Raw genomic sequence first — 20,613 nt, forward strand, 5'->3', positions numbered from 1 at the left:
AAGTTAGCCTTAGCAAACTAGCACAGTACAAATGCCAAACATATTACGAACACAATTTACGCAGACAGACTTTAAAGATGGAAAAAACATTTAATCCTTCTGATATCGAACAGCAGCTTTACCAAAGCTGGGAAGAAAAAGGCTACTTTAGCCCAACAGGTGAAGGCGATGGTTACTCAATTGCCATCCCCCCACCAAACGTTACTGGCAGCCTGCACATGGGTCACGCTTTCCAACAAACCATTATGGATACCTTGATCCGTTTCCAACGTATGCAAAGCAAAAAAACCTTATGGCAGTCAGGCACTGACCACGCAGGTATTGCGACGCAAATGGTGGTTGAGCGTAAAATTGGTGCGGAAGAAGACAAAACCCGCCACGATTACGGCCGTGATGCCTTTATCGATAAAATCTGGGAATGGAAAGCAGAGTCTGGTGGCAACATCAGCCAGCAAATGCGCCGCCTAGGCAACTCCATTGACTGGCAACGTGAACGCTTCACCATGGATGACGGCTTATCACATGCCGTGCAAGAAGTGTTTGTGCAGTTATATCAAGACGATTTGATTTATCGTGGTAAGCGCCTGGTTAACTGGGACCCTAAACTTCACACAGCTATCTCAGACCTTGAAGTTGAAAACAAAGACAAAAAAGGCCACATGTGGCACTTGCGATATCCACTAGCGGATGGTGCAAAAACCAGTGAAGGCCAAGACCACTTAGTGGTCGCCACTACTCGCCCAGAAACGATGTTGGGTGACACAGGCGTTGCGGTTAACCCAGAAGATCCACGTTACAAAGACTTGATTGGCAAATTCGTTGAATTGCCATTAGTGGGCCGCCGCATTCCTATTGTTGGTGACGAGCACGCGGATATGGAAAAAGGCACAGGTTGTGTAAAAATCACCCCAGCGCACGACTTTAACGATAACGAAGTCGGTAAGCGTTGTGGCCTGGCCATGATCAACATCTTTGATAAAGATGCAGCAGTACTCGCACAAGCTGAAGTGTACGACACTAACGGTGAGGCTTCTGATGCGTTCGATACTGCCTTACCTGCTGAATTTGCTGGCCTTGACCGCTTTGCCGCCCGTAAAGCTATTGTTGCCAAGTTTGAAGAGTTAGGTTTATTAGAAAGCATTAAAGATCACGACTTAGTCGCGCCATACGGTGATCGCTCAGGCGTAGTGATTGAGCCACTGTTAACTGATCAATGGTATGTACGTGTTGCACCGCTAGCAAAACCTGCCATTGAAGCAGTTGAGAACGGTGATATCGAGTTTGTTCCTAAGCAATACGAAAACATGTATTTCGCTTGGATGCGCGACATTCAGGACTGGTGTATTTCACGTCAGTTATGGTGGGGACACCGTATCCCGGCATGGTACGACGACAACGGCAATGTATACGTAGGGCGCGATGAAGCGGAAGTACGCGCGACAAATGGCTTAGCTGATGACGTTGCCCTTCGCCAAGACGATGATGTATTAGATACATGGTTCTCATCTGCCCTATGGACTTTCTCAACACTCGGTTGGCCTGAAAAAACACCAGAGCTAGAAGACTTCCACTCTACTGATGTGTTAGTGACGGGTTTTGACATCATTTTCTTCTGGGTTGCCCGTATGATCATGATGACCATGCACTTTGTTAAAGATGACGATGGCAAGCCACAAGTACCCTTTAAGCAAGTGTATGTAACAGGTCTAATTCGCGATGATCATGGCGACAAGATGTCGAAATCGAAAGGTAATGTTATTGACCCTATCGATATGATTGACGGCATTTCATTAGATGAGTTGCTGACCAAACGTACTGGCAATATGATGCAGCCTCAACTGGCGGAAAAGATTGCCAAACGCACCAAGAAAGAATTCCCAGAAGGTATTGAAGCACACGGTACTGACGCGTTGCGCTTTACTTTATCGGCACTTGCTTCAACTGGTCGAGACATCAATTGGGATATGAAGCGTTTAGACGGTTACCGCAACTTCTGTAACAAGTTATGGAACGCTAGCCGCTACGTGTTGATGAACACCGAGGAGCACGACTGCGGTAGCTCTTCACCTCAAGGAAAGGGCGGCGACATGGAATTTTCACTTGCTGACAAATGGATCACAAGCCAATTCCAACAAACCGTAAAAGCCGTGCACGAAGCGTTTAACACGTTCCGTTTCGACTTAGCCTCGCAAGCATTATACGAATTCACTTGGAACCAATTCTGTGACTGGTATTTAGAGCTCACTAAACCAGTACTATTCAAAGGCAGTGAAGCACAACAACGTGGCACACGTTACACGCTCGTAAACACGCTAGAAGCGCTATTACGCTTAATGCACCCGATTATGCCATTTATCACTGAAACGGTGTGGCAATCAGTTCAACCGCTTTCTGCGTTTGAAGCCAAGGGTGACAGCATTATGATCCAAAGCTTCCCGCAATTTGACGAAAGCGCTGTTGATGAACAAGCACTGACTGATGTTGAGTGGGTGAAGCAGTTTATCGTTGCTATTCGTAATATTCGCGGTGAAATGGATATTGCCCCAAGCAAGCCATTGCCAGTATTACTAACCAACGTCTCAGCAGAAGATCAACGCCGTTTAGACGACAATGAGCAGTTCTTGAGCTCACTGGCTAAGCTTGAGTCAATTCAGGTACTAGGCGACGCCAGTGAAGCCCCAGCTTCTGCATCGGCGGTTATTGGTGAAATGACGGTGCTTATCCCAATGGCTGGCTTAATTGATAAAGATGCTGAGCTTGCGCGTTTAAGTAAAGGCATTGAAAAGCTAGAAAAAGACGTACAACGCGTGAAAGGTAAATTAAGCAACGACAACTTCGTTGGTAAAGCACCTCAAGCGGTTATCGAAAAAGAAAAAGCGAAGCTGGCCGACGCTGAGTCTACCTTAGCGAAAATGTTAGAGCAAAAACTTCAAATCAAAGCCCTTTAAATCGCGAATACGATTTTGAGATAGCCCATATCTGGTAAGACCTCAAGGCCATCACTCGTTGTGATGGCCTTTTCTTTTTTTGTCATCGATTTGCAACATAAATTATTTATTTTTTACATGCTTAATACTAATTCGTGTGTTAAGCTTATTTCGCGTTGAGTTTTTGCGTTCGGATGAAGGTTTTAATTAGCTATTTGTGTAGTAAGTTAAGTCACCTGACGCGTTTTGTGTTAATGGATATACCTTCCTCTGTCTGTACTTTTGGGTAGAGGGCATTTACTCCGTGAGCGACGGTAACGTCATTATTTAAAATTTATTGACTACGGGAAAATTAGGTATGTCAGACACAGTAACTGGTAAAGTAAAATTCTTTAATGAGTCGAAAGGCTTTGGTTTCATCGAGCAAGAAAATGGCCCAGATGTATTCGTACATTTCAGTGCTATTCAAGGTTCAGGTTTCCGTACATTAACTGACGGTCAATCTGTTTCTTTCAGCGTTAAGCAAGGTCAAAAAGGCCCAGAAGCTGAGAACGTAACAGCTCTTTAATCTTCACTTAGTGTGGGTTAAACACCAGATTCAAAAAAAGCAGCCAATTGGCTGCTTTTTTATTACCTAAATTTTGTGAGCTACACGATATGTGGCTTGACCAAATCTTCAAGCACATCGATATGATCATCGCGATCATTGAGCGCCGGAATATAGTGATAAGTTTCCCCACCAGCTGCCATAAACTCTTCGCGATTCTCTTCTTCTAACTCTTCCAAAGTTTCCAAACAATCAGCACTAAATGCAGGACTTACAATCGCAACATGCTTAGTGCCGCTCTCAGCTAACTCCGCCAAGGTAGCGTCAGTGTATGGCTTTAACCATTCTGCTTTACCAAAACGCGATTGAAAGGTCATCACGAACTCATCTTCGTTAAATTCAAGTGCTTCTGCCAGCAATCTTGTGGTTTTGGCACAGAAACAATAGTAAGGGTCGCCATTATCATGAAATAGCTTAGGCATACCATGGTAGGACAACACCAGTTTGTCAGGTTTACCGTGCTGCTCAAAGTGCTCACGAATGCTATTAGCAAGCGCTTTGATATACAGCGGGTGATCGTGATAGGAGCCAATAAAGTTCACACTTGGGATCCAACGCCATTGCTGAATCTCTTTAACCACCGCATCAAAGGCAGAAGCCGTTGTTGGCCCGGCGTATTGCGGATATAAAGGCAATACCACCAAGTTATTGATGCCGCGCTGCTGCATTTTTTTGAGTACTGAGCTAACGCTTGGATTGCCATAACGCATGGCGACATCCACCGTCACGTCTTCGCCATAGGTTTGATGCAGACGTTGCTTTACCTTGCCCATTTGACGCTTACTAATCGCTAATAGCGGTGAGCCATCTTTCGTCCAAATGCTCTTATACAGCTTCGCTGATTTAGCAGGTCGAATCCGTAAAATAATACCATGCAAAATAATCATCCACACCAAACGCGGTATTTCAACCACGCGCGGATCAGACAGAAATTCCCTGAGGTAACGGCGCAAGGCGCTAGGCGTTGGCGCATCAGGTGTACCCAAGTTAACGAGTAACACACCGGTTTTTAGACGCTTGTCATGGATGCTTTTATCAAGCCCGAGGAATCGAGACATACGGCTACCTTATCTCTTTTGTTATTGATTAAGAGTCAAAGCGGTGCTTACAGCACCGCTTCAACCGCTTGAATAAACTCAGCTTCGTCAGGTTTTACACGACTATTGAAGTGTTTGACCTGCTGACCGTCTTTGCTAATTAAATATTTGTAGAAATTCCACTTGGGTGCAGTGGTTTCATCGGCTAAGTGTTTGAATACAGGATTGGCATCTGAACCGCGTACAGGTGAGGTTTGCAACATGGTAAAGGTAACGCCGTAGTTAACAAAACACACTTCCGCAGTGTCTTTCTCATCATCTTCTTCTTGGAAGAAATCGTCTGACGGGAAGCCTACCACCACTAGGCCCTGCTCTTTGTATTGCTTGTGCAGCGCTTCTAATGCCTTAAATTGCGGGGTAAAACCACAATTTGATGCCGTGTTGATCACTAACACCGGCTTGCCTGCGGTAAGTTCACATAAGTCGACTTGCTCTTGGGCGTGTAGCTTGCGGAAACTATGATTTAAAAAAGGTGCACATTGCGCCGTTTGCTTGCTGGCAGTGGCGTCAACGGAACCACTGCTAGTAGCAATGGCACTCGGTGCAAACATCGCTGCACCAACAATTGTCGAAAGTAAGGTAAGCGTTAATTTTTTCACGTTCTGTCCTTCTGCTAGTATATTCTTGTCTTATTTGCTAACCAACTATAATCAAAGACCTGCTCATAAGCAGGTCTTTTTCAAAAATTATTGTGCAACGATGTCAAGCGACTTATCTATACTACTGCCATAAGCTCTATTGATCCTTACAGAGTAATCTCAGCACTTTTTCATTACTGTGATACCTAAAAATGCACCCAGCAATACTGTTAACGATGGGCATTAAGGCACTAAGGTATTGATGCTCACAGTAATCGGCTCTGTGGTACTCACTTTGACGTTAGTCACTTCCGCTTTAAAGTCACCCGATTGAATGCCCGCGCCACCAAGCTGGGAGACAACAGCATAGACGTTAACGGTATCAACCATACTGAGTTTCATTTGTGGGCTCATCGCTCTGGCATCGTTTAACACCACTTGTGTAGGTAAGTCTGATGCCATTAATTTTACCGCTGCAACAGGCATACGTCCGCCGTTAGTTGGCACAGCATAAACGAATACGACTTTGTCTTCACCTTGGTTTAACTGGCTAACAAATTTTTCATCGAGTTCAACAGCAAGGGTTAATTGAGGCCCTGACACCGCTGATTGAACACTGTCAGTAGCCGCTTTCCTTTGATCGTTCGCTTGCCCCTCAGCTTGGCCGCTCCCTTGCGTTAATGACAAACGGCTTCTCGCTTCGTTAATGGCTTCGTTAAGGGCTGTCACATTCACTGTTTGACGCCCTGAATCTACCACTTTTTGCCAGTAATCAATTGCTTGCTGGTAAGACTGATTGATAAAGTTATGCATACCAAGCAATATATTAGTGGATGGATCGTTGGCATCTAATGCTAAAGCGCGATCAATCAGTGCTTGTACTGCTGGCGTAATGGTTTGGTTTGCGCCGTAGTAAGTCGCTTGGGCTTTCGCCCCAACCAAGTCGGCTTGCTCACCTTCAATAGCAATCACTTTATCGAATGCTTCAACCGCTAATTGGAATTGACCGCCAGTAACATACAGCTGACCTAGGCCATACCAGGCATCAGCATTGCTTGGGTCTGTAGCAACGGCTTGTTGAAGTTGCTGCAACTGCGCATGCATTTGTTCCTGCTGCGCTTGTTGTGCCTGATCATTACTCGCCACAATGCGCGGCTGTGCCAGTCTCTCGTACGCACCGTGTTGGCTATACATGGCTAAGCTGAACATCAACACAAACACACTTAAACCAATTGGCCAAAGTACCGATAACTTTTGTGTACTGGCTTCGTTGGTCGCTTGTGCTTTCTTGTTTTGCTCAATATCTTGCAACAAGCTCTTATCGAGCTCGGCCAGCAAATATTGATGGCTTTCTTCATCAATTTTGCCATCATTGAAGTCTTTCTCAATTTCAGCTTTGTGCTCTTTATATAAGGCGATATTGGTGTCTTCGCGATGTGCGCCTGTCATCGCAACGGCTTGCTGCTTGCTGCTGCGAATAAAGTGCCACCAGATCACCGCCAGTAGCAGAATAATAAATCCAACAATTAAAACTAATACTTCAAACATGGGTTAATCTTTTTCTTTTAAAATGGCATCAAGTTGCTGCTGTTGTTCACTCGACAAACTTAGCTCTTTTTTGGTCGCTGCTTTACGGCGAGCTGCAATCACAACAATGACCACGCCGATAAACAAGATAATTGCCGGACCAAACCACAAAATGTAGGTTAACTGACTCACTTTGGGGCGATAAAGCACAAACTCGCCGTAGCGATCAACCATATAGCTGGTAATTTCCATATCAGCTTTGCCTTGGCTGAGCATGTCATACACTTCGTTACGCAAGTCAACGGCGATCTGAGAGTTTGAATCCGCCAAGTTTTGATTCTGGCACTTAGGGCAGCGCAGCTCTTTAATTAATGATTGATAGCGCTTTTCCATCACAGGGTCGTCAAAGCCCTGCGTTTGGCTTGGCATGGCCAATACAGTCGTTGCGCCGACAAACAGTAAAGCGACTGCGCACAATATTCGGTTTAGCATCTTATTCTCCTCGCGCCTGCTCTTGGCGAATCATCTTCACCAACGGGGCAAACTCCTCTTGCCACACTTTCGCATCAATAGGACCGGCAAAGCGTTTGCGAATAATACCATGGTGATCAATCACGAAGGTTTCTGGAGCGGCATAAACCCCTAAGTCCAACCCTAATCGACCCGCTTCATCAAACACATTAAGCAGATAAGGGTCGCCTAAGTCGTCTAGCCATTTTAACGCGGCTTGGCGATCATCTTTGTAGTTCAAACCATAAAGACTCACTTGGCCGCCCTTTGCTAAGTCGATCAAATAAGGGTGCTCGTAGCGACAGGAAGGACACCAAGTTGCCCACACGTTTAGCAATACGATTTGACCTTTTAAACTCGCTGGAGTTAACACAGCTTCGGCGTTTTTAAGGCCAGGTAAACTAAATGCGGGTACAGGTTTGCCAATCAGTGCCGACGGCAACTCTTGCGGCTTTAGAAACAGGCCGCGATAGAGCACAGCGCCCAACGCAATAAAAACAATGAGGGGTAAAAAACGAATAATCTTGCCCATAATATCTACTTCTTGGCCTACTGCTTATGCTGTTTGTTGTGTTAACGGCGCACTTTCATCTGCATGAGATGCTGCTTTTTGTTTACGGCGCTGGCGATAGCGTTTATCCATCATGGCAATCAAACCACCCAGCCCCATGAAAATGGCGCCTAACCAGATCCAGCGAACAAAGGGTTTGATGTGAACACGAATCGCCCAGGCACCATCGCCTAGCGGGTCACCTAGCGCTAAATAAACATCGCGAGTTAAACCGGGATCGATTGCCGCTTCCGTCATCCCCATGGTTTGCACCATGTAAGTACGTCGTTCAGGCTTTAACAAGGCAACAAAATCATCGCCTTCAAACACTTCCAATTGCCCTTGCTCTGCTGAGTAATTTGGCCCTTGCACTGGCTTAATGCCGTTAAAGCCAATGGTGTAACCATCAACGGTGACCTTTTCGCCTGCCACCATGCGCACGTTGGTCTCGGTTTCATAAACAGACACTAAAGTTACGCCAACAATGGTGACGGCAATACCAAAGTGCGCCAAGGTCATCCCCAGTTGGCTCATGGTGAGTTTGCCCGCTTTTTGCTTTTGGTTAATGGCTTCTTTGATCACCACGCAAGCAACCCACATAGCTAAACCAATCCCTAAGCTCACTAACCAGTCAAAACTACCGGCATAAACAAATGGGAAAGCAAAACCAACCGCTAAACTTAGTACCGTAATGGGGTTTAATTGTTTACGCAATTCCCCTTGCTTGGCTTTTTTCCAGCGAATCAATGGGCCAATGCCCATCACCACAAACAATAAGCACATCATAGGTACAAATACTGCGTTAAAGTATGGCGGTCCGACAGAGATTTTGCCTAAGCCCATGGCATCAATAAACAATGGATAAAGAGTACCTAACATGACGGTAACAGCAGACGTGACCAAGATAACATTGGCGGCAAGTAACGCCGTTTCCCGCGAGTAAAACGAGAAGCGCGAAAAGCTCTGCACATTGCTCGCTCTAAACGCGTAAAGCGTTAACGAACTGCCCACGGCAATGGCGAGTAATAGCAGGATAAAGGCACCACGGGTTGGATCAGCGGCGAATGAATGCACCGAAGTAATCACCCCAGAGCGAACAATAAACGTCCCGAGTAAACTCAAACTAAAGGCGAATATTGCTAATAAAACCGTCCAGTTTCTAAACGTGCCGCGCTTTTCGGTCACCGCAAGCGAGTGAATTAATGCAGTACCGACTAACCAAGGCATAAACGATGCATTTTCAACCGGATCCCAGAACCACCAGCCGCCCCAGCCAAGCTCGTAGTATGCCCACCAGCTGCCCAGCGCAATCCCTAGGGTCAGAAATATCCATGCCCCAACCGTCCATGGGCGTGACCAACGCGCCCACGCGGCATCCATCTTGCCTGACATTAATGCCGCGACAGCAAAGGCAAAGGCCACAGAAAAACCGACATAACCGAGATACAACATGGGTGGGTGAAGGATCAGGCCAATATCTTGTAATAGCGGGTTAAGGTCGCGGCCTTCCATCGGCACATTCGGCCACAGGCGCTCGAACGGGTTTGACGTTAATAAAGTAAACGCCATAAAGCCAACTGCGATCATGCCCATCACCGCAAGTACTCGCGCAATAAAGGCTTGTTCAATATTCTTGCTGTAAGTGGCAACCGCCATCGTCCACGCGGTTAATGAGAATACCCAAAGTAATAACGAGCCTTCGTGACCACCCCATACGGCGCTGATTTTAAAGTAATAAGGTAAATGACTGTTGGAGTGACCAGCGATATAGCGCACCGAGAAATCGTCAACGACAAAGCTGTATCCCAGAATAAAAAGGCTAATCGCGGTAAAAATAAACATGCCAAAGGTGAGTGGTTTGGCATAACCGGCCAGTTTCGGCTGGTTGGCATAGACACCAATGAGCGGCACTACGGATAAGCACATGGCAAAGGCCATGGCAATGATCAGGGAAAAATGCCCAAGTTCTGGGATCATGTATAACTCCAAGCTCTTTATTAATTTCTCAGCGCAGGTTGTTGCCCATCAATAACCACACTAAACCAACGGCTTTACAGGCCAGTTGCTAGCGGCTATGCGCCGTTGAAAAACTCGGCGATTTTACCACTAATTCTTGCTTTAAATCAGCTTTTTCACCGTAACAATTCGCAACTAATCGCATCGTTTTATGATTTAACACAACAAAAGCCATGCTCAGCATACGTCAGACTGTTTTGTCGGCGTCAATTTGTAGTATGATTAACGCTCGTTATCAAATACGGCGACTTAGCCAAAAAAGTTGTGCATCGCCCCAACCTACTGAAGTTATCTTGTCTGACACACCATCTTTGATTCAAGCCAAGCAATTAACCTGCATTCGTGAAGACCGCGTACTATTCGAGCATCTGTCGTTCGCGATTAAGCCGGGAGAAATTGTCCAAATTGCCGGTCCTAATGGCGCAGGGAAAACCAGTTTACTGCGCATTCTTGCGGGTTTATCTATGCCGTTTGAAGGGGACATTTACTATAAAAATCAGTCTATTCATCAACAATCGGAATATTATTTTCAAGACTTGCTTTACCTAGGCCACATGCCTGGGGTGAAAGGTGAACTTAGTGCGCACGAAAACTTAGCATTCAACTTAGCATTACATGGCGAAGATGCTGCGCTCGCTGAAGAAACCTTGTCAAACGTGAATTTGTTAGGTTTTGAAGACTGCTACGCATCACATTTAAGTGCCGGACAGCATCGCCGTATCGCGCTCGCTCGACTTTGGCAAAACAATGCCAAAGTGTGGATTTTAGATGAGCCGTTTACCGCTATCGACAAGCAAGGGGTTGCCGCATTAGAGGCACTTTTTGTTGAACACGCCAAGCGCGGTGGTTGCGTTATTTTGACTACTCACCAAGACCTCGCCATTGACCCTGCCTTGGTGAAAACCATCGAACTGAGCTATAGGTTGTATTGATATGACACGCGCATCACATTCAACAGCGGTCAGTTTGTCTTATCGCCAAGCGTTTATGCTGACACTAAAACGCGATTTAATCATTGCTTTTCGTCACAAAGACGAGATGATCAATCCGCTGCTATTTTTCGTGATTGTCATCACGCTATTTCCCCTTGGTATTGGCCCACAGCCAAACACATTGGCCAAAATTGCGCCCGGCATCGTTTGGGTGTCTGCACTATTGGCGACTTTGCTATCGCTGGATCGATTGTTTAAGGCGGATCACAGTGACGGCTCACTGGAACAAATGCTAATTAGCCCGCAACCACTATTTATTTTTACGCTGGCAAAAATTACCGCTCACTGGTTATTAACGGGCCTACCACTCATTTTAATCGCGCCACTATTGGCGGTAATGCTGCATTTGCCTGAGCAAAGTTATTCGGCACTGATGTTAACCCTGCTACTCGGCACGCCCGTACTAAGCTTTATTGGCGCGATTGGCGCAGCACTAACGGTTGGTATAAAAAAAGGTGGCGTGTTGTTGAGCCTGATTGTCTTACCTCTGTATATTCCAGTGCTGATCTTCGCGACGAGTGCCATCGATACTGCAAGCTTGAGTTTACCCTACAATGGACAACTTGCTATAATTGCCGCGCTGTTTTTTGGTTCACTAACGCTTGCACCCTTTGCCGTTGGAGCCGCCTTAAAAGTGAGTACTAACTAAATGTGGAAATGGTTACACCCATACGCAAATCCTGAAGTGTCATATCACTTCACCGAAAAGATTAAACCTTGGTTTGGTTTTGCCAGTTTTTTATTGCTAACGATCGGCCTTATTTGGGCACTGTTATTCGCACCTGCTGATTACCAACAGGGTGATAGCTTCCGCATCTTCTACGTACATGTACCAGCAGCCATTTTGTCGATGAGCTTATATGTGGCAATGGCGATTGCCGCCCTTTCCAGTTTAGTTTGGCAAGTGAAGCTCGCTGATGCCTCGGCTGCTGCATTGGCCCCCATTGGTGCGGTATTTACCGCTATGGCCCTGCTGACTGGTGCCGCTTGGGGCAAGCCGATGTGGGGAACATGGTGGGTATGGGACGCACGCTTAACCTCAGAGCTTATTCTGCTATTTCTCTACTTGGGCGTGATTGCCTTGCACAACGCCTTTGACGATAAGCAAATGGCAGGTAAAGCGGCTGGCATATTAGCACTGGTTGGGGTTATTAATATTCCGATTATCAAATACTCAGTCGAGTGGTGGAATACGCTTCATCAAGGGGCTACCGTGTCAAAATTGGGGATGCCAGCAATGGCCGCTGACATGTATTGGCCTTTCTTGTTTTGTTTCTTTGGTTTCGGTTGTTTAGCTGGTTATATCGCTTGTGTGCGGTTTCAAACCGAGGTTTTGTCGCGTAACAAAATGCGCCCATGGGTGCGCCAACTCGTGACCACAGATAACCCAGCGCTAAACAACTCATTAGACAAAGGAGCCAACTAATGCAGTTTGACAATTTTTCTGCTTTTATCGACATGGGTGGTTACGGTTTCTTCGTATGGCTAAGTTACGGCGCGTCAATTGCACTGTTTATCTTACTGATTTTAAGTAGCATTAACGCCAGTAAATCAATCAAAGGGCAAATCGCAAGCCAAATAAAGCGCGAACAAAAGTTAAAACTTGCCGCCGAGCAGCAACAAGCCGCACAGCAGGCAAATAAGAGGGCACAACAAGCTTCCAAAGCGGAGCATCAAGAGGTAGAGAATGAATCCTAGAAGGAAAAAGCGACTCACTATTGTCGTCGCCGTGTTATCGGGGTTAGGTGTGGTTGCAGGCTTGATCCTGTATGCACTCAGCCAAAATATTGATTTGTTTTACAAACCATCAGAAATTCATTTCGGTAAAGCAGACACAGGCTTAAAAGCACAAATTGGTCAGCGCTTACGCGTTGGCGGCTTGGTTGTGCCAGAAAGTGTTCAACGCGATCCCGACAGCCTGAAAGTGAGCTTTAGACTCGCTGACATGAAAATGCCCATTAGTTTTGACGCCAAAGACCCGATGATCACGGTCAAATACGACGGCATATTGCCGGACTTATTCCGTGAAGGACAAGGGATTGTCGCCAATGGGGTATTGAGTGACGGCTTGATTATTCAAGCCTCAGAAGTGCTGGCTAAGCACGATGAAAACTACATGCCGAAAGAGCTGGCGGATGCCGCTGGCACAAAGCATCAAAAGCCAAGCTATAGCGGTCAGCAATTAGATAGCACGAATTAAGCACAGCCACGTGCTGAGCGCGATGAGGATTTGCTAATCCCCCATCGAAAATCATCCAACAAAAAACCGGCGAGATGCCGGTTTTTTTATTTTATATTCAGCAATTAAGCCGTTGTATTTTTCAACTTTGCTAACTGGTTGAATTGCTGCATCGACAACAAATGTGCGTAAATCGGTGATAGATACCCGCGTTTTTTCATCGCCAAAAAATCTTCGTCTGAAAGCGCATTGAGCTTTTTCTCATCAATTAAATGAATGCCACTTAGCTGACGCTTCTGACCGTTAATTTCTAGATTCAGAGTTTGCTCAACAAGCAACGCCTTCTCAACTAAAAAATTAACAAACCCTTTCGTAACAAAGGTGTTTTCAAAATACTTACCGAGCGCATTTTTGCGTTGTGTTAAGTATGCCGTTTCTTCACCTGACTCGTTAAATAACGCTTCGCCTGCTGTGCCATTTAATACTTCGTCAGTTTCTGAAATAATCAATTGCATTTGCTCAGGATCGTCTTTTGCAGGCATCAAAGCAAAGGGGTGATGCATAATCACAGCCGGTATGTAACTGCCACGCCACGTTTGACCGTAAAATAAGTTCTCACCTTTTTCAAAGCCTAACACTGCAACAGGTGTGAACTCCCCTGTTTCTGAATTTTTGACAAAAACAATTGGCATTTCTGCTGCAGTACTGGCAAATTCATGCACAATTAGCGGTACAATTTGCTCGTTTTCAACATGAGCAAAGTGGCGCGAAGGGTTGATTTTTACTTTGCCGTGGTCAACAAAATTAAGCGGCCTAATAGGAGCTGGCATAAGGGATCCTTGGAATTATTGTTTGAACTTTACATTGAGGAAAAATTTACGCATAGGGTTATATCAAAATGCATAGAATTTGTAACGCTTAGCGGGTGAGATTAACCGTCGAACTTAGGTAAATTCGTTAACAAGCGTAGCCACGCATAAAAAAGTCAACGCTGTGCTCTAAATAATGCTCTATTTCTTGGGGTGATAGTTGCTTTTGCGTATTAAACTCAATACGCATCCAGGCTTCCCCTTTCATTAAGTCCAAAAATTGCACTGCAGCGATATCTGGCCTATCCACTTTAAGCAGCTTGCGTTCATGTAGTTCGGCTAATACCTTGGCAACATCAGCGGTTAATCGCTCTGGCCCTGCGCGATAAAAAAGCTCTGACAATTGTGGGTAAGTTTTCGACTCATAGGCACAAATTTTATGAACCGCCAGCGCCTCTTTCGAGGTCACCATCAAGAAAAATCGCTTAGCAATGGTAAACAAGGCACTTTTCGGTGCACTCAGGTCGAGATTTTCAAAGTCCAACAAACCTGAGGTATCACATTTCTGTTCAATGGCAGCAGAGAACAGCTCTTCTTTAGAGCCGAAGTGACTGTATACCGTTTGCTTTGACACATCTGCATATTTAGCAATAAATGCCATACTCGTGGAATGATAACCTTGCTCAGTAAACAAACTGGTTGCTGCGTCGAGTATTTGCTGACGTTTAATTTGATTTTTGATGCGAGTTTTTGTCATTGCGCTTAAATCAGCTTGCCATCGTATTGGTTGTCTTACTGACTACTGTAGCCAAAGTAGACTAGACAGTCCAGTACAGTTCATCTAGACTAAATAGACTACACAGTCCAGTAATGCATAATTAATTGACATAACGTACATTATTTGACTGACATATCAACACGGAAAAAGACAGTTATGAAGATTGCGTATTCGGCTAACAGTTTGTTTAAATTAGCGATTAAGCATGGATTTTGGCTAAAACTGGTCGCAGTAATCACCTTAGCATCAAGTGTCTCGGCCTGCTCAGAGCAAGCGGTTGGGCAACCTGACGATAGTCCTTATATCCACGCCGCTACTATTAGCCCAATTTCGCAACAAGCCAGTTACTCGGTAACCCGAGAATACATAGGTGAAATCGCTGCTAAACAGCAGACCAAGCTAAGCTTTGAGTTTGGCGGTCGCGTGCTATCGGTCGTCAAAGACAGCGGTGATGCCGTCAAAGCTGGTGAACTGCTGGCCAGTTTAGATGTGGAACTGTTAAATATTCGCGCCTATGAGCTAAAAGCCCAAATTGCTCAAGTGGAAGCTCAGCTCAGCCTCAACCAAGCAAATCTCGCCAGAACCAAATCACTGATCAAAAAGCAATATGCCTCTGCGCAAACCATAGATGAGTTAGAAGCCCAGTTTGGTGTGCTAACCGCCAACAAAGACGCGCTCGTTGCCGCCTATGATGCGCTCAGTTACCAAATAGCCAAAGCAGAATTACGCGCCCCCTATAACGGTGTTATTAATGAACGCATTGCATCGCAAGGGGAGTTGGTTAACCCTGGCACACCGGCTTTTACCCTGATCAAACAAAGCCAGCAAGAAATAACCCTGGGGGTTCCTGCCAAAGTTGCCGAAACGCTGACGCTAGGGGCGCAACTTCCCGTCACTATCGCCGAGCAAACTCATACCGCAACCATTAAAGCGATTGGCCAGCAAATTAACCCTGCCACGCGTACCGTTAATATCCGCTTAGGCGTCGATGGCGATCAGCGAAATATCAGCGGCTTAATTGCTCGCGTGGCGATAGCGCAAGACATTCAAAAACCCGGTTATTGGTTACCATTAACCGCATTGACGGATGGTATTCGAGGGCAATGGAATATTTACGCGGCAGTTGCGCAAGACAACCATTATGTGATCAAACCATTCACGGTAAATGTGCTGCACACCACTGACACTATGGCATTTATTGCTGGGCTGACATCGCCAGAGATGGAAATTATCAGTGAAGGCTTACACCGCTATGTACCCGGGCAACTTGTCAGGGCGGCAGGAGCTGGCCAATGATCCGCTCTTTTGTGCGCAATGGCCGCGTCATGTCTTTGGTCATTGCCCTACTCATAGTATCCGGCTTGGGAGCGCTTTCTACTTTACCGAGAACCGAAGATCCGCGTATTGAAAACCGTAATGCGAGTGTGCTCACGCAAATGCCGGGAGCAAGTGCTGAGCGCATTGAGGTATTGATCACTGAGAAAATAGAGCAAAAGTTGAGGAAGCTGCCGGAAATTGATTTGCTCACCTCCAAATCTCGCCCTAGTCTGTCGGTGGTACAAATTAAGCTCAAGGATGAAATCGTCAATACGCGCCCAATTTGGTCGCGCATTCGCGATTTAATTGCCGAAGTCGAGCCAGAATTGCCAGTCGGCGCGCGCTCACCAACACTGGAAGACGATCGCGGCTATGCCTACACGCAGTTAATTGCCCTGAACTGGCAACACCAAGGCGAACCCGACATCGCCAGCCTTGGCCGCTACGCCAACGAGTTACAAAACCGACTAAGGCTAATCCCCGGTACCGATATTGTCTCGATATTTGGCCAAGGTGAAGAAGAAATATTGGTTGAAGTAGACGACAATCAAAGTGCACAACTCAAACTCAGCAGCGCGCAAATTTCACAAAAAATACTGATGGCCGATGCCAAAGTTGCGGCTGGTCAATTAGTTAACACCAACAACCAAATGCAAGTTGAGTTAACGGGCGCATTGAATACCGTTGAGCGTATTCGTGCGATTCCACTGCGCACCAATGAGCACGGCGGTTTGATCACCTTGGGAGATATTGCCGAGGTGAGTAAAACACTGACGTGGCCCGCTCGTGAAATTACCTTAGTCAACAACCAAGCATCACTCGTTGTTGCTACTCGTATGCTGCCTGATTTGCGCATTGATAAATGGACAACCGATGTTGAAGCAGCGCTCGCGGAATTTACCCCACAACTGCCCAACTCAATCGCCTTAGAAGTACTGTTTGATCAAAATACTTACACGGAAACTCGCCTCGGCGAGTTAGTCGCCAATATCGCACTGGGGTTTGTGCTCATTTCACTGGTGTTATTGGTTACACTTGGTTGGCGCAGCGCCGCTATTGTGGCTACTTCCTTACCGCTCACCGTATTTTTTACCTTAGCCTTGATGAATATTTACGGTTTACCGATCCATCAAATGTCAGTAACCGGCTTAGTTGTCGCTTTGGGGATTATGGTCGATAACGCCATTGTGATGACCGACACCATACAGTACAAGCGCCAACAAGGCATGCGTCGCCTCGATAGTGTTGCCTATGCCGTTAAGCATTTGTGGTTACCGCTGCTGGGCTCGACCATTACGACGATTCTGGCCTTTATGCCAATTGTCTTGATGCCAGGCCCCGCAGGTGAGTTTGTTGGCGGCATTGCACTGAGTGTTATTTTTTCACTTATTGGCTCTTACCTCATTTCTCACACCATAGTGGCAGGGCTAGCCGGTCGATTTGTCGCTAAAAAAATAGATGGCAAGCACGTTTGGTATAACTCGGGCATTCAGTTAACTAAGCTCAGCAACGCCTTTGAAAAAACGCTTGAGTTCGCATTAAATTACCGCAAAACCGCGGTAGTGACGGTATTTTGTTTACCCTTATTGGGTTTTATTGCTGCCGGACAACTGACTGAGCAATTTTTCCCACCATCTGATCGCGACATGTTCCAAATAGAGCTCTTTATGCCTGCCCAAAGCAGTATCGAAAACACGCGCACAACCGCTGATACCGTGAGCCAATATTTGTACCAGCAAGAAGGGATCAGCAAAGTCCGTTGGTTTATTGGCAAAAATGCCCCTTCGTTTTACTACAATATGATCCCCAATCGCGATGGCCTGCAAAACTATGCCCAAGGCATGATCACAGCAGTGGATTTTAAAGCGGCAAATAGGCTAATCCCGAAAATACAGCGAGAGTTAGACGATATTTTACCTGGCGCGCAAATTTTAGTGCGCAAGCTAGAGCAAGGCCCGCCGTTTAACGCTCCCGTCGAATTTAGAATATTTGGGCCAAATCTCGATACCCTGAAAACGATTGGTGATGAAGTGCGCCGCATTATGAGCACGACCCAAGATGTTGTTCACACTCGCGCCACCTTGCAACCGGGTACGCCAAAAGTTTGGGTACAAGCTGATGAATACGCAGCGGCACTAACCGGCTTGAACTTGGTCGACATTGCGCAGCAAATGAGCCAATCACTGTCTGGCCAAATCAATGGTTCTGTGATTGAAGCAACAGAATCAATTCCTGTGCGAGTGCGTATTAGCAATGAAGCACGGAACGAGCTCGTTGATGTCGCCAATGTGAATTTACTCGCAGGTAATGGCACGGAAATGGTGCCACTCACAGCTGTATCTGAGTTAACCATCAAACCTTCTCGTGGGGCGATACCGCATCGAGAAGGTATGCGGGTGAATGTCATTGAAGGTTACTTACGCGCTGGCATATTACCTTCGGTCGTGCTTAACCGCATTCAAGCGAACATGGCTGCTGCAGATCTTACCTTGCCTAGTGGTTATCGCATTGAAGTGGGTGGCGAATCGGCTGAGCGCAATACCGCAGTGAGTAAATTACTGGCCAGTGTCGGGGTTATTCTGACATTACTGATCACTGTGGTGGTGTTATCGTTTAATTCATTTCGCATCAGTGCCATCATTTTCCTGTCAGCATTTCAATCCATCGGTTTAGGTTTACTGAGTGTTTATGTATTTAACCACCCGTTTGGCTTCACTGTGATTGTCGGATTATTGGGCTTGATGGGCTTAGCGATAAACGCGTCGATTGTTATCATTGCGGAGTTAAAAGCAGATCCGCTGGCGGTACAAGGCGACCCCAAGGCTATTATCACAGGTGTTCAAAGCTGTACTCGCCACATTACTTCAACCACGATCACAACCGTAGGCGGATTTTTGCCCTTGATCCTCGCCGGTGGGGGGTTCTGGCCACCATTTGCTATCGCTATTGCGGGCGGTACAGTACTGACCACCTTACTGTCTTTTTACTTCGTACCGGCGGCATTCTCACTGTTTAGCTGTAAAAAGCCCTTTGAGCTGTCGACCCACGGCGAACAAGCAATTGCGAGTACGTAACAGCAATAAATAGTGCACTCGTCTGAATTGATTGGTGTATTCGGATAAAAAGCGTTGGTGAGATGAATGAACTAGCGTGTACTCATTAATTACGCGTTTTCACTTACTCGTGTTGGTTAATCAACACGAGTAAGTGAACGCTAGTAAGTAAAAAAGCAGGGTTATTTTTCGGGATTAAACCCTTGCTTAATTTTTTCGATACGCTCTTGGTGTTTGTGATGAGCATTGAGCGCAGCAACGGCAAACGCCCCAACAATCGCCACTATGGGTATCAATAATGATAAAACTTGCGGTTGTAATAACTGACCAAACCACTCCATCGGTACTCTCCTTATCTATCAGTTAAGAATAATCTCCCTAAAACCGGGCTAACTATTCTTCAAAATAGGTGCCCCAGCCATCGTAGTCAACATTGCATTGCTGCGCTAGCTGCACCATTTTTTGTGTTTCATCCAAAATTAATTCAGCGTCTAAGTATTGCTCGGTAATAATGTCAAAGGCAAATACTTTTTCGCCCGTTTCCAACTCAGCTTCCTCAGGCTCTTCAACTTCTAAGCCCATTTTGAAGGCGGCGATTGCCGCTTTTTCAAGTAAGTTAAAATCAGCAGACGAAAAGTGATGCTCAATGGTGTGGTAAACCTCGTCATTACTGCCATCTTCCAACAACTCATTGACCAAAGATTCCGTGTATTCGGTCCAGTGGCTTAGCTCTTCATTTGTCATCTGTTTTACCTTTTAACTTTTAACCTTTACTACTATTGACACTTTTGCGCGCTGCACTTACATCGCTCGTCGGTAATGTTGTACCTGCTTCCAAGCTCAACGCTTGGATTTTCTCTAGCATACTTGCTCGCACGCGATCAGCCATGGCACGTACGTTCTTTTTGTCTTCATCGGTAAAATACACAGGTGGTAAATACTCGATGATCATCTTGCCGTTATTCCAGCGGTTGAGGTTCACAACGCCATGAGTATTACTCGCACAGACCGGAACAATGGGGGCGTTGGCCTGCAAAGCCGTTCTAAATGCTCCCGTTTTAAAGGGGAGTAAACCACGGCCATAGCTACGTGTACCCTCTGGGAATAACCATACCGACAAGCCTTTTTCTTTCATTTTATCTGCTGCCGATGAAATAGTACCCATGGCTTTATTGGTGTTTTTACGGTCAATCAATATATTGCCAGTTAGCCAGTACATTTGCCCAAAAAACGGAATCCATTTTAAGCTTTTTTTACCAATACTCACGGTGTGCGGTTGCACAGAAGCGGCAACGGTAAATAAATCGTAAGAATTCTGATGATTACAAACATAGACAACCGGCTCATGCTCACTTACTTGATATGGCAATCGAACTTCAACGTCTAAGCCAATCACTTTTGAGAGCTTGCCTAAGAGATGAGCGGCATGACAAACATTATTGCGATGAAATGGTCGTAACAAACTAAACACGCATGCATAAATAGAGATCACGACTAACGCGATTGTTAAGATAAAAATACGGATGACTGCTAACAAGTGGCGCCCCAATCTGGTCTAACATAAAGCAAGGGGCGCAAGTATACATGGATTTAGGTCAATGTTTAATCGGCAGATAAGAATTATTGCGAATGCGGCTCAGCAGGTGCACAGAGCCACACTGAGTGATTAGCAG

Annotated in this window: 20 protein-coding genes; 9 read left to right on the forward strand and 11 right to left on the reverse strand. The window is 45.9% G+C overall.

Annotated features, from left to right (window positions below):
• Positions 1-77: 77 nt before the first annotated feature.
• Together DXX93_RS17715 and DXX93_RS17720 are read left to right on the forward strand one after the other, a co-directional pair.
• The gene (locus DXX93_RS17715) at positions 78-2,948 is read left to right on the forward strand and encodes a valine--tRNA ligase (protein WP_116009271.1); all 2,871 of its coding nucleotides are present in this window, start codon (positions 78-80) and stop codon (positions 2,946-2,948) included.
• Positions 2,949-3,285: 337 nt separating this feature from the next.
• Complete coding sequence (locus tag DXX93_RS17720) at positions 3,286-3,495, forward strand: cold-shock protein (RefSeq protein WP_116001511.1); 210 nt, start codon at positions 3,286-3,288, stop codon at positions 3,493-3,495.
• A gap of 80 nt (positions 3,496-3,575) precedes the next feature.
• Here DXX93_RS17720 and hemH read toward each other — a convergent pair whose 3' ends face one another.
• The 6 genes from hemH to DXX93_RS17750 all read right to left on the reverse strand — a co-directional run bounded on the left by hemH (position 3,576) and on the right by DXX93_RS17750 (position 9,773).
• Positions 3,576-4,592 carry a ferrochelatase gene (gene hemH, locus DXX93_RS17725; protein WP_116009272.1) on the reverse strand — a complete coding sequence of 339 codons (1,017 nt, stop codon included), beginning with the start codon at positions 4,590-4,592 and terminating at the stop codon, positions 3,576-3,578.
• Positions 4,593-4,639: 47 nt separating this feature from the next.
• Positions 4,640-5,182 (reverse strand): glutathione peroxidase, encoded by a 543-nt coding sequence (locus tag DXX93_RS17730; RefSeq protein ID WP_116010025.1) that lies wholly within the window; start codon positions 5,180-5,182, stop codon positions 4,640-4,642.
• Positions 5,183-5,452: 270 nt separating this feature from the next.
• Complete coding sequence (gene ccmI, locus DXX93_RS17735; RefSeq protein WP_116009273.1) at positions 5,453-6,757, reverse strand: c-type cytochrome biogenesis protein CcmI; 1,305 nt, start codon at positions 6,755-6,757, stop codon at positions 5,453-5,455.
• 3 nt (positions 6,758-6,760) lie between these two features.
• Positions 6,761-7,228, reverse strand: coding sequence for a cytochrome c-type biogenesis protein (locus tag DXX93_RS17740; protein WP_116009274.1), 468 nt, complete (start codon positions 7,226-7,228; stop codon positions 6,761-6,763).
• Position 7,229: 1 nt separating this feature from the next.
• Positions 7,230-7,778, reverse strand: a complete 549-nt coding sequence (locus DXX93_RS17745) for a DsbE family thiol:disulfide interchange protein (protein WP_116009275.1) — start codon at positions 7,776-7,778, stop codon at positions 7,230-7,232.
• A gap of 24 nt (positions 7,779-7,802) precedes the next feature.
• Complete coding sequence (locus tag DXX93_RS17750) at positions 7,803-9,773, reverse strand: heme lyase CcmF/NrfE family subunit (protein ID WP_116009276.1); 1,971 nt, start codon at positions 9,771-9,773, stop codon at positions 7,803-7,805.
• A gap of 257 nt (positions 9,774-10,030) precedes the next feature.
• Here DXX93_RS17750 and ccmA point away from each other — a divergent pair, with 257 nt between their 5' ends.
• From ccmA to ccmE, 5 genes are read left to right on the forward strand one after another with little or no spacing between them, the layout of a single operon-like run.
• On the forward strand, positions 10,031-10,744 hold the full coding sequence (gene ccmA / locus DXX93_RS17755) for a cytochrome c biogenesis heme-transporting ATPase CcmA (protein ID WP_116009277.1): 714 nt from the start codon (positions 10,031-10,033) through the stop codon (positions 10,742-10,744).
• Position 10,745: 1 nt separating this feature from the next.
• Positions 10,746-11,453, forward strand: a complete 708-nt coding sequence (gene ccmB / locus DXX93_RS17760) for a heme exporter protein CcmB (protein ID WP_116009278.1) — start codon at positions 10,746-10,748, stop codon at positions 11,451-11,453.
• Positions 11,454-12,230 (forward strand): heme ABC transporter permease, encoded by a 777-nt coding sequence (locus DXX93_RS17765; RefSeq protein ID WP_116009279.1) that lies wholly within the window; start codon positions 11,454-11,456, stop codon positions 12,228-12,230. It begins immediately after the preceding gene.
• Positions 12,230-12,502, forward strand: coding sequence for a heme exporter protein CcmD (gene ccmD / locus DXX93_RS17770; RefSeq protein WP_116009280.1), 273 nt, complete (start codon positions 12,230-12,232; stop codon positions 12,500-12,502). Before DXX93_RS17765 ends, ccmD begins: the two co-directional genes overlap by 1 nt.
• Positions 12,492-13,004 (forward strand): cytochrome c maturation protein CcmE, encoded by a 513-nt coding sequence (gene ccmE, locus DXX93_RS17775; protein ID WP_116009281.1) that lies wholly within the window; start codon positions 12,492-12,494, stop codon positions 13,002-13,004. The genes ccmD and ccmE overlap by 11 nt, the downstream gene beginning before the upstream one ends.
• Before the next feature lie 104 nt (positions 13,005-13,108).
• Here the strand turns inward: ccmE and DXX93_RS17780 are convergent, their stop codons facing one another.
• Both DXX93_RS17780 and DXX93_RS17785 read right to left on the reverse strand, forming a co-directional pair.
• Positions 13,109-13,813 carry a SapC family protein gene (locus DXX93_RS17780; protein WP_116009282.1) on the reverse strand — a complete coding sequence of 235 codons (705 nt, stop codon included), beginning with the start codon at positions 13,811-13,813 and terminating at the stop codon, positions 13,109-13,111.
• A 127-nt stretch (positions 13,814-13,940) separates the two neighbouring features.
• Positions 13,941-14,549, reverse strand: coding sequence for a TetR/AcrR family transcriptional regulator (locus DXX93_RS17785; protein WP_116009283.1), 609 nt, complete (start codon positions 14,547-14,549; stop codon positions 13,941-13,943).
• A gap of 177 nt (positions 14,550-14,726) precedes the next feature.
• On the opposite strand from DXX93_RS17785, the gene DXX93_RS17790 reads away from it, so the two are divergent.
• Both DXX93_RS17790 and DXX93_RS17795 read left to right on the forward strand, forming a co-directional pair.
• Positions 14,727-15,866 (forward strand): efflux RND transporter periplasmic adaptor subunit, encoded by a 1,140-nt coding sequence (locus DXX93_RS17790; protein ID WP_116009284.1) that lies wholly within the window; start codon positions 14,727-14,729, stop codon positions 15,864-15,866.
• Positions 15,863-18,961, forward strand: a complete 3,099-nt coding sequence (locus tag DXX93_RS17795) for an efflux RND transporter permease subunit (RefSeq protein WP_116009285.1) — start codon at positions 15,863-15,865, stop codon at positions 18,959-18,961. Before DXX93_RS17790 ends, DXX93_RS17795 begins: the two co-directional genes overlap by 4 nt.
• A gap of 161 nt (positions 18,962-19,122) precedes the next feature.
• Here the strand turns inward: DXX93_RS17795 and DXX93_RS20825 are convergent, their stop codons facing one another.
• Genes DXX93_RS20825 through DXX93_RS17805 form a run of 3 tightly spaced genes read right to left on the reverse strand, consistent with a single transcriptional unit; the run spans position 19,123 to position 20,477 of the window.
• A complete protein-coding gene (locus DXX93_RS20825) occupies positions 19,123-19,281 on the reverse strand; it encodes a hypothetical protein (RefSeq protein WP_181902258.1) in 159 nt (52 codons plus the stop codon).
• A 52-nt stretch (positions 19,282-19,333) separates the two neighbouring features.
• Complete coding sequence (gene rraB, locus DXX93_RS17800; RefSeq protein ID WP_116009286.1) at positions 19,334-19,684, reverse strand: ribonuclease E inhibitor RraB; 351 nt, start codon at positions 19,682-19,684, stop codon at positions 19,334-19,336.
• Between the two features lie 19 nt (positions 19,685-19,703).
• On the reverse strand, positions 19,704-20,477 hold the full coding sequence (locus tag DXX93_RS17805) for a 1-acylglycerol-3-phosphate O-acyltransferase (protein ID WP_116009287.1): 774 nt from the start codon (positions 20,475-20,477) through the stop codon (positions 19,704-19,706).
• Between the last annotated feature and the right edge of the window lie 136 nt (positions 20,478-20,613).

The sequence above is a fragment of the Thalassotalea euphylliae genome (assembly GCF_003390335.1).
Lineage (GTDB): Bacteria > Pseudomonadota > Gammaproteobacteria > Enterobacterales > Alteromonadaceae > Thalassotalea_F > Thalassotalea_F euphylliae_B.

What these genes read in the sequence shown, in the direction of transcription:
- DXX93_RS17730 (WP_116010025.1), bottom strand. Translation starts at nt 5,182, where the DNA reads ATGTTTGCACCGAGTGCCATTGCTACTAGCAGTGGTTCCGTTGACGCC.
- DXX93_RS17715 (WP_116009271.1), top strand. Translation starts at nt 78, where the DNA reads ATGGAAAAAACATTTAATCCTTCTGATATCGAACAGCAGCTTTACCAA.
- ccmI (WP_116009273.1), bottom strand. Translation starts at nt 6,757, where the DNA reads ATGTTTGAAGTATTAGTTTTAATTGTTGGATTTATTATTCTGCTACTG.
- DXX93_RS17745 (WP_116009275.1), bottom strand. Translation starts at nt 7,778, where the DNA reads ATGGGCAAGATTATTCGTTTTTTACCCCTCATTGTTTTTATTGCGTTG.
- ccmE (WP_116009281.1), top strand. Translation starts at nt 12,492, where the DNA reads ATGAATCCTAGAAGGAAAAAGCGACTCACTATTGTCGTCGCCGTGTTA.
- DXX93_RS17765 (WP_116009279.1), top strand. Translation starts at nt 11,454, where the DNA reads ATGTGGAAATGGTTACACCCATACGCAAATCCTGAAGTGTCATATCAC.
- ccmD (WP_116009280.1), top strand. Translation starts at nt 12,230, where the DNA reads ATGCAGTTTGACAATTTTTCTGCTTTTATCGACATGGGTGGTTACGGT.
- DXX93_RS17785 (WP_116009283.1), bottom strand. Translation starts at nt 14,549, where the DNA reads ATGACAAAAACTCGCATCAAAAATCAAATTAAACGTCAGCAAATACTC.
- DXX93_RS17720 (WP_116001511.1), top strand. Translation starts at nt 3,286, where the DNA reads ATGTCAGACACAGTAACTGGTAAAGTAAAATTCTTTAATGAGTCGAAA.
- ccmA (WP_116009277.1), top strand. Translation starts at nt 10,031, where the DNA reads ATGATTAACGCTCGTTATCAAATACGGCGACTTAGCCAAAAAAGTTGT.
- hemH (WP_116009272.1), bottom strand. Translation starts at nt 4,592, where the DNA reads ATGTCTCGATTCCTCGGGCTTGATAAAAGCATCCATGACAAGCGTCTA.
- DXX93_RS17795 (WP_116009285.1), top strand. Translation starts at nt 15,863, where the DNA reads ATGATCCGCTCTTTTGTGCGCAATGGCCGCGTCATGTCTTTGGTCATT.
- DXX93_RS20825 (WP_181902258.1), bottom strand. Translation starts at nt 19,281, where the DNA reads ATGGAGTGGTTTGGTCAGTTATTACAACCGCAAGTTTTATCATTATTG.
- rraB (WP_116009286.1), bottom strand. Translation starts at nt 19,684, where the DNA reads ATGACAAATGAAGAGCTAAGCCACTGGACCGAATACACGGAATCTTTG.
- ccmB (WP_116009278.1), top strand. Translation starts at nt 10,746, where the DNA reads ATGACACGCGCATCACATTCAACAGCGGTCAGTTTGTCTTATCGCCAA.
- DXX93_RS17790 (WP_116009284.1), top strand. Translation starts at nt 14,727, where the DNA reads ATGAAGATTGCGTATTCGGCTAACAGTTTGTTTAAATTAGCGATTAAG.
- DXX93_RS17750 (WP_116009276.1), bottom strand. Translation starts at nt 9,773, where the DNA reads ATGATCCCAGAACTTGGGCATTTTTCCCTGATCATTGCCATGGCCTTT.
- DXX93_RS17780 (WP_116009282.1), bottom strand. Translation starts at nt 13,813, where the DNA reads ATGCCAGCTCCTATTAGGCCGCTTAATTTTGTTGACCACGGCAAAGTA.
- DXX93_RS17740 (WP_116009274.1), bottom strand. Translation starts at nt 7,228, where the DNA reads ATGCTAAACCGAATATTGTGCGCAGTCGCTTTACTGTTTGTCGGCGCA.